7 protein-coding genes and 1 pseudogene are annotated in these 6,103 nt (G+C 72.8%); 3 read left to right on the forward strand and 5 right to left on the reverse strand.

All coding sequences use genetic code 11. The features are described 5' to 3' along the window. Positions 1-1,533 (reverse strand): DEAD/DEAH box helicase (locus ABZV94_RS39420; protein ID WP_356349552.1); only part of this gene is annotated, 1,533 nt, incomplete at its 3' end. A 300-nt stretch (positions 1,534-1,833) separates the two neighbouring features. Between ABZV94_RS39420 and ABZV94_RS39425 the strand changes: the two genes are divergently transcribed. After that, positions 1,834-2,589 carry a ferritin-like fold-containing protein gene (locus tag ABZV94_RS39425; protein ID WP_030649706.1) on the forward strand — a complete coding sequence of 252 codons (756 nt, stop codon included), beginning with the start codon at positions 1,834-1,836 and terminating at the stop codon, positions 2,587-2,589. 89 nt (positions 2,590-2,678) lie between these two features. Here ABZV94_RS39425 and ABZV94_RS39430 read toward each other — a convergent pair whose 3' ends face one another. The 4 genes from ABZV94_RS39430 to ABZV94_RS39445 all read right to left on the reverse strand — a co-directional run bounded on the left by ABZV94_RS39430 (position 2,679) and on the right by ABZV94_RS39445 (position 4,617). Beyond that, entirely contained in the window at positions 2,679-2,948 is a 270-nt protein-coding gene (locus ABZV94_RS39430; protein ID WP_356349545.1) for a hypothetical protein, read from the reverse strand. A gap of 168 nt (positions 2,949-3,116) precedes the next feature. Continuing rightward, positions 3,117-3,344, reverse strand: coding sequence for a DUF3107 domain-containing protein (locus ABZV94_RS39435; protein ID WP_212768354.1), 228 nt, complete (start codon positions 3,342-3,344; stop codon positions 3,117-3,119). A 134-nt stretch (positions 3,345-3,478) separates the two neighbouring features. Beyond that, positions 3,479-4,120, reverse strand: a complete 642-nt coding sequence (locus tag ABZV94_RS39440) for a TetR/AcrR family transcriptional regulator (protein WP_030649695.1) — start codon at positions 4,118-4,120, stop codon at positions 3,479-3,481. A gap of 263 nt (positions 4,121-4,383) precedes the next feature. Continuing rightward, positions 4,384-4,617, reverse strand: coding sequence for a hypothetical protein (locus ABZV94_RS39445; RefSeq protein WP_356349548.1), 234 nt, complete (start codon positions 4,615-4,617; stop codon positions 4,384-4,386). 196 nt (positions 4,618-4,813) lie between these two features. Between ABZV94_RS39445 and ABZV94_RS39450 the strand changes: the two genes are divergently transcribed. Both ABZV94_RS39450 and ABZV94_RS39455 read left to right on the forward strand, forming a co-directional pair. Continuing rightward, on the forward strand, positions 4,814-5,800 hold the full coding sequence (locus tag ABZV94_RS39450) for an alpha/beta hydrolase (RefSeq protein ID WP_356349550.1): 987 nt from the start codon (positions 4,814-4,816) through the stop codon (positions 5,798-5,800). Positions 5,801-5,808: 8 nt separating this feature from the next. Then, a pseudogene (locus ABZV94_RS39455) lies at positions 5,809-6,103 on the forward strand (hypothetical protein); the annotation flags it as partial.

Raw genomic sequence — 6,103 nt, forward strand, 5'->3', positions numbered from 1 at the left:
CGGCGCGTCCGGGGAGGCGTCCAGCGGGGCGCCACCGCGCGTGCGGCGACGGCGGCGCGGCGTGCGGGCCGGGCGCTCGCGCTCGGCCGGGGCCGACTCGGCACGGTCACCGCGGCCACCGCGGCCACCGCGACCGCCCCGTGCGCCGGTCTCGCCGAGGTCCTCCAGCTCCTCCGCGTCCAGGCCGGCCCGGGTCCGCTGGGAGCGCGGCAGGGTGCCCTTGGTGCCCTCGGGGATGCCGAGGTCGGAGAACAGGTGCGGGGAGCTGGAGTACGTCTCCACCGGGTCGTTGAAGTCCAGCTCCAGCGCCTTGTTGATCAGCTGCCAGCGCGGGATGTCGTCCCAGTCGACGAACGTGATCGCCGTACCCTTGGCGCCCGCGCGGCCGGTGCGGCCGACGCGGTGCAGGTACGTCTTCTCGTCCTCGGGGGACTGGTAGTTGATGACGTGGGTCACGCCCTCGACGTCGATGCCGCGCGCGGCGACGTCGGTGCAGACGAGGACGTCGACCTTGCCGTTGCGGAAGGCCCGCAGGGCCTGCTCGCGGGCGCCCTGGCCGAGGTCGCCGTGGACCGCGCCGGAGGCGAACCCGCGGCGCTGGAGCTGTTCGGCGATGTCGGCGGCCGTGCGCTTGGTACGGCAGAAGATCATGGCCAGCCCGCGGCCCTCGGCCTGGAGGATGCGCGCGACCATCTCCGGCTTGTCCATGTTGTGCGCGCGGTAGACGAACTGCTTGATGTTCGCGACCGTGGCGCCCTCGTCGTCCGGCGCGGTGGCGCGGATGTGCGTGGGCCGGTTCATGTAGCGGCGGGCGAGGCCGATGACCGCGCCCGGCATCGTGGCCGAGAACAGCATCGTCTGGCGCTTGGCCGGCAGCATGTTGACGATCTTCTCGACGTCGGGCAGGAAGCCCAGGTCGAGCATCTCGTCGGCCTCGTCGAGGACCAGGCACTTGACGTGCTTCAGGTCGAGCTTCTTCTGGCCCGCGAGGTCGAGCAGGCGGCCCGGGGTGCCGACGACCACGTCGACGCCCTTCTTCAGGGCTTCCACCTGGGGCTCGTAGGCCCGGCCGCCGTAGATCGCGACCACGCGCACGTTACGGACCTTGCCGGCCGTGAGCAGGTCGTTGGTGACCTGGGTGCACAGCTCGCGCGTGGGGACGACGACGAGCGCCTGCGGAGCGTCCGTGAGGGCTTCGGGGGCGGCGCGTCCGGCCTCGACGTCGGCGGGGACGGTGACGCGCTCCAGGAGCGGAAGACCGAAGCCCAGCGTCTTGCCGGTGCCGGTCTTGGCCTGGCCGATGACGTCCGTGCCGGAGAGGGCGACGGGGAGTGTCATCTCCTGGATGGGGAAGGGGGTGGTGATGCCGACGGCCTCCAGGGCCTCGGCGGTCTCGGGGAGGATTCCGAGTTCTCGAAACGTCGTAGTCAGGGTGCTGCCTCTTCTGTGTGCGCGGTGCGAGGCGAGCGAGCGGGGGTCATGTCTGACCGTGCCGGGGACGTCGGCTGCCGTACGGACGAACCACTCGGGCAAGCCGTATGACACGGGACCTCTGCCGACGCTCTAGCGCTCGTACCGCTGAGGGTTCCCTCCTGCCGTCGTACGATCACTGCCGTACGGCCGTGGAGGGCTGTCGGGTCGGAGCCGATCGGGCCACCGACCGGGCATCCTCATGCGTGCGGCCTGTCGGGACACGTCGAGCATCGTCGACGCACTCTGGCAGGCGCATTACCACCATACCCCGGAATCGCGCACATGCGATGGCCGATTTGGTCACGTAGTCGTGGTCACACTCGTTGACCAGGGCTTGAGTGGGGCGTGGAGCGGGCTATTGTGCGCCTCATGACTAGCTCTGACAAGCCTGAGAACGCGTCCGCCGAACCCGCCGAACCCACCGGTGTCGCCGCCCAGGACTGGGCGCAGGCGTCCGCCGACCCGCAGTACCGCGCCGCGGTCGTGGATCTGCTCGGCGCGCTCGCGTACGGGGAGCTGGCGGCGTTCGAACGGCTCGCGGAGGACGCCAAGCTGGCGCCGACCCTCGCGGACAAGGCGGAGCTGGCGAAGATGGCCTCGGCCGAGTTCCATCACTTCGAGCGGCTGCGGGACCGGCTGACCGAGATCGGCGAGGAGCCCACGGCCGCGATGGACCCGTTCGTCGCCGCGCTCGACGGCTTCCACCGGCAGACGGCGCCCTCGGACTGGCTGGAGGGCCTGGTCAAGGCGTACGTCGGCGACTCGATCGCGAGCGACTTCTACCGGGAGGTCGCGGCCCGGCTCGACTCCGACACGCGCGAACTGGTGCTCGCCGTCCTCGACGACACCGGGCACGCCGGGTTCGCGGTGGAGAAGGTGCGGGCCGCCATCGACGCCGACCCGCGCGTGGGCGGCCGGCTGGCGCTGTGGGCGCGGCGGCTGATGGGGGAGGCGCTGTCGCAGTCCCAGCGGGTGGTCGCCGACCGGGACGCGCTGTCCACGATGCTCGTGGGCGGGGTGGCCGACGGGTTCGACCTCGCCGAGGTCGGCAGGATGTTCTCGCGGATCACCGAGGCGCACACGAAGCGGATGGCCGCGCTGGGCCTGGCGGCGTAGCGCTCCGTGGGGGCGGGGCCTGCCGTCCCGCAGCCGCGGGCGCGTTGCGGCTGCTCGCGCGGGTCCCCGCGCCCCTTGGGGCGCAGCCCTCACGCCGTCGCTGATCGGCGGCGGAGGCGGCCCGCGGGGCGCAGCAGCAGGGACAGGGACGCGACCGAGATGACCGCCGCGCCCAGGAGGCTGAGCAGGGCCGTGCCGGGGCCGAGGGCGGTGTGGGTGACGAAGTCCCCGAAGAGGGCTCCGGCGACGCCCGTGCAGAACACCAGCGGGCGGGTCGGCAGCCGGTGGGCGAGGCGTCGGGTCGCCGCCCACGCGAGGATCAGACCGAGCACGGCGGAGGCGAGTGCTTCGAGGATCATGTCGGGGGTCCCTCCCACGGCCGGTCTGGCTCGACGGTCGTAGCCCGTCTTACCCGTGACCTGCGGATTGCAATCCTGCGCTGTGAAGGACCTGTGCTCCATCCGTGCGCAGGTCACGCGGAAGGGCCCGGCGGCACACGGCCGCCGGGCCCTTCTCGCGACTGCGGTCTAGAGCGCGCCGAAACCGACCTTGCGGACGGTCGGCTCGCCGATGTCCACGTACGCCAGACGGTCGGTCGGCACGAGGACCTTGCGGCCCTTCTCGTCCTGGAGGCTGAGCAGCCCCGTCTTGCCCGTCAGCGCCTCGGCCACCACGCGCTCGAGTTCCTCGGCGCTCTGACCGCTCTCCAGAACGATCTCGCGGGGCGCGTGCTGCACGCCGATCTTGACCTCCACGGCTATGTCCCTCCGACGGTCAGTGATGTGCGCGATCTTCCGCGCCCTACGCTGCACACATTAGCCCGGTGAGGGGACGTACACGCTGCGGGCCGGAACGCCAGGAGCGAACACCGCGCGGGAACAAACGGCCGTCAGTGGTGCTCGCTGCCGTGCAGCGGGAAGCCGGCGATGCCGCGCCAGGCCAGCGAGGTCAGCAGCTGCACCGCCTGGTCGCGCGGCACGCTGCGGTCGCTGTGCAGCCAGGAGCGGGCGACCACCTGGGCGAGCCCGCCGAGACCGGAGGCGAGCAGCATCGACTCCGCGCGCGAGAGCCCGGTGTCCTCGGCGATGACGTCGCAGATCGCCTCGGCGCACTCGTTGGTGACCTTGTCCACGCGCTCGCGCACCGCGGGCTCGTTCGTCAGGTCCGACTCGAAGACCAGCCGGAAGGCCCCGCCGTCGTCCTCCACGTAGGCGAAGTAGGCGTCCATCGTCGCGCGGACGCGCTGCTTGTTGTCGGTCGTCGACGCCAGCGCGCCGCGCACCGCCTGGATCAGCGACTCGCAGTGCTGGTCCAGCAGGGCGAGGTAGAGGTCGAGCTTGCCGGGGAAGTGCTGGTAGAGCACCGGCTTGCTCACTCCGGCCCGCTCGGCGATGTCGTCCATCGCCGCCGCGTGGTAGCCCTGCGCGACGAAAACCTCCTGAGCGGCGCCCAGCAACTGGTTCCGCCGGGCTCGGCGCGGCAGACGGGTGCCCCGTGGGCGTGCCGCCTCAGTTTGCTCGATGGCTGTCACGCCGCCTCCCAAAGTCGTCCACATGCGGTGTCGGCCGCGCGGCCATCGTACTTTTCGGTAACCGTGGTGTGCGCGGTGCGAGCGCAGAATTTCACGTACCGGACGGGTGGCGAAAGCCGTACGGGTCGCCGGCCGGAGCCGTGCGGGTCCCGCGCGGGCCTGCGGGGAAAGCGGTGGTCCCCCCTCGTCGGCGCGGCTGACCGTCCCTCGCCGGCGCGGATGATCGCCCCTCGTCACCGCGGTGGCGGCCGTCCTCGGCGCGGCTAGCGGTAGTCGTCCTCGTCGAGCGAGACCACGCGCGCCTGTTCGATGAGGTCGGCCTCGCTGCCACGAGCCGGGTCCACGCCCGTCAGGGGATCGTCGCGGTCCGGCGCGATGTCCGCGTGCTGTTCGGCGGCGTCCACCTCGGGCGCCTCGACGTCCCTCTCCACTGCCGCATCGGCCTCCAGGTCCTCGATGTCCTCGATCGCGTCGGGCTCGGTGGGGTCATAGGCCATGGTGGGCTCCCTTCCTACGAACGTCCCTGAAGCAGCAGGGGCCACACGCGGGTGCCCTCTGTACGAGCCTAGGAGACGGCTGATCCGGACGCCATGCCGTCAGGCCCGTTCGATGCCTGGTTCTCCGGATCCGGGCGGTCCATGCTGTGACGGCGAACACATCAATCGTGACGTGATCACCTCGTAACATTGCCGCATGTCTTCGACCGAGTCGCCCTCCGTGCCGGCCGCCAGTGTGCTCCCCAGGGTGGCGCCCGTCCGGGTCGGCGAGGGCGAGCGGCTGCGATCCGTGGGCCTGCCCGGTGTCACCCTGACCGTCCGTTCCCGGCCACCCGCGCGCGAGGACCTGCCGCCCGCGCTGTACGTCCACGGGCTCGGCGGCTCCTCGCAGAACTGGTCGTCCCTGATGGCGGAGTTGGACGGGGTCGTCGACAGCGAGGCGGTCGACCTGCCGGGCTTCGGCGACTCACCGCCCCCGGACGACGGCGACTACTCGGTCACCGGGCACGCGCGCGCGGTGATCCGCTACCTCGACGCGGCCGGCCGCGGCCCGGTCCACCTCTTCGGCAACTCACTCGGCGGCGCGGTCGCCACGCGCGTGGCCGCCGTACGCCCCGACCTGGTCCGCACGCTCACGCTCGTCTCGCCCGCCCTGCCCGAGCTGCGGGTGCAGCGCAGCGCGGTGCCGACCGCCCTGCTCGGCGTGCCGGGCGTCGCCGCGCTGTTCACCCGGCTCACCAAGGAGTGGACGGCCGAGCAGCGCGTACGCGGTGTCATGGCGCTCTGCTACGGCGACCCCGGGCGGGTCTCGCCCGAGGCCTTCCAGTACGCCGTGGAGGAGCTGGAGCGGCGGCTGCGGCTGCCGTACTTCTGGGACGCGATGACCCGCTCCGCGCGCGGGATCGTCAACGCCTACACGCTCGGCGGGCAGCACGGGCTGTGGCGCCAGGCCGAGCGGGTGCTGGCCCCCACGCTGCTGATCTACGGCGGCCGGGACCAGCTCGTCGGCTTCCGCATGGCCCGCAAGGCCGCCCGCGCCTTCCGTGACTCCCGGCTGCTGTCCCTGCCGGACGCCGGGCATGTGGCGATGATGGAGTACCCCGACGTGGTGGCGGGCGCGTTCCGGGACCTGCTGGCGCACACCGCCGACGGCCACGCGGCCGGCGCGGACACGAGGAGCTGAGGGCCGGCGTGGGACGCCACAGCCGCCGCGGACCGGCCCCGAAGGGCGATGCCGCGGACATAGCCGCACGGCAGGGGGAGCGCCGCGGTGCGCGCCCCGACGACACGCGCGGTGCGCGCCCCGAGGGCGGCGGAGGGGACAGGCCCGCCAAGGGCGGCGCGGCCCGGCTGCCGGGAGGCGGCCCCGCGGGTGCGCCCCGTCCGTCCGACGGCACCCCGGCACGCGGTGTGCCGAGGTTCGCCGACGGCACCCCGGCCCACGGCGTGCCGGGGTTTCCCGGCGGCGCGTCGGCGCAGGGGGCGC

The organism is Streptomyces sp. NPDC004658, from assembly GCF_040609555.1.
Classification (GTDB): domain Bacteria; phylum Actinomycetota; class Actinomycetes; order Streptomycetales; family Streptomycetaceae; genus Streptomyces.